The following is a 1,607-nucleotide window of genomic DNA, read 5'->3' as shown; positions in this document are numbered from 1 at the left end:
GCGACGCCGAGCACGGCGCTGCGCAGGAGGAGGCCGGCGGCGGTGCCGCGGCGCCGGGGCGGCGTCCCGGGCGGTGCCAGGGCCACGGTCGGGTCGCCGGGCACGGGCCCGGGGCCGGCGCGGAGGTGGGTGCGGTGCCCGGTGCTGTCGTGTCGTCGTCCCATCCACCGACGGTCCCGTGCCGGGCGCGGGTCGGCAACCGCAGGCAGGCACGCGGGCGGGGAGCCCCCTCCGGCTCCCCGCCCGCGTCAGGGCTGCACCGCCCCCGGCGCGCCCGGGCCGCCCTCCACGGCCGGGCGCGTCGCCGGTCACCCGGCGAGATCGAGCGAGCCCTCGTCCACCGCGACGACGCTCCACGTGGAGCCGTCCGCGTCGGAGAGCTCGTAGGCCGGCACCAGCAGCGCCGACCCGTCGGCGCCGGTCACCTGGCTCACGCCGAGCCGCGCGCCGGTGATCGTCACCTGCTGGACCGCCCACGGGATCGGGTCGCCCGGCCGGGCGGTCGGGGGGACCGTCGGGTCGGCGGAGGCGGCCGAGGAGGAGCCCACCGCGTCGTCCTCGACCGCGGCGCGGGCCAGCGGCATCACCCCGCCGAAGCCGGTGCCGAACCGCGGGTCGTTGAGCCGCTCGACGGCCGTCGCCGCGCCCACGACCGGGTACTCCCCCAGGTCGACCAGCGGGGCGAGCGAGCCGTACAGCGACTGCACGCCGTCCGCGACCAGCGTCACCGACCAGGTCAGCCCGGTCTGCTGACCGTCGAGGACCTGGTACGCCGTCACCGCCGACGAGCGGGCGTCGCCGGTGTCGACGGCCTCGTACTGGAAGCCGTCGGGGTCGAGCCCGAGCGCGCCGATCAGGTCCCGCGCGGCCGAGGTGGCGGCGTCGCCGGTCGGGGCCGGGCCGGCTGCCGGGTCGCAGGACGGGCCGACGACCGGCGGCAGCGCCGGGTCCACCAGCGCCGGGTCGAGGGTCGCGGGCTCCGGGGTCGGGACGACCTCCACGGCGGCGCCGCCGGACGCCGCGTCCTCGGACGCCGTGCCCGCGGAGCCGTCCGCCGTCGCGCCGTCGCCGGGCTGGTCCGGGGCGGACGCGGTGCAGGCCCACGGGTCCCGCGTGGGGTCGAAGTAGCTCAGCCCGGCCGTGCCGTCCGGCTGCAGCGACAGGCTGGGGCCCGACCCGTCCTGCGCCCCGACGGTCCACGCGCCGTACTGCAGGACCGGGTCCCCGGCGACGCCCAGGACGCCGGCGACCCGGGCCGCGGTCTCGGCGGAGAACACGGACGCGGCGTCGAACGCCCAGGCGTGGCCGGAGCCGGCGTCGTCGGCGAGGCCCGAGGCGGTGAACACCGCGCGGCCGCCGAACCACGGCGCGACCCGCAGATCCGCGGTCGACGCCATGCCGTCCATCTTCGTGGCGCCCTCGGCCGCGGGGCCGGCCAGGGTGATCGGGGCCGCGGCCGTGACCGCGTCCGCCCCGCCCCCGGTGCCGAGGACGTACCCGCCCGCACCGGCGACCACCGCGGCGGCCGCGGCCACCGCCGCGACCTCGAGCCACCGTGACCGGCGACGCCGCGGTCGTCCCGCTCGCGCCCCGCCGCCGGTCGCGGT

General features: G+C 80.2%; 1 pseudogene. It reads right to left on the bottom strand.

Features of this window, described 5'->3' with window-relative positions:
* Window positions 1–308: 308 nt before the first annotated feature.
* Window positions 309–1,607 (bottom strand): annotated as a pseudogene (locus FA014_RS19410) (hypothetical protein); the annotation flags it as partial.

The sequence above is a fragment of the Cellulomonas hominis genome (genome assembly GCF_005239125.1).
GTDB classification, from domain to species: Bacteria; Actinomycetota; Actinomycetes; order Actinomycetales; family Cellulomonadaceae; genus Cellulomonas; species Cellulomonas hominis_A.
Note: the sequence above shows the minus strand (reverse complement) of the source record. Positions and strands in the feature narration are given on the sequence as shown.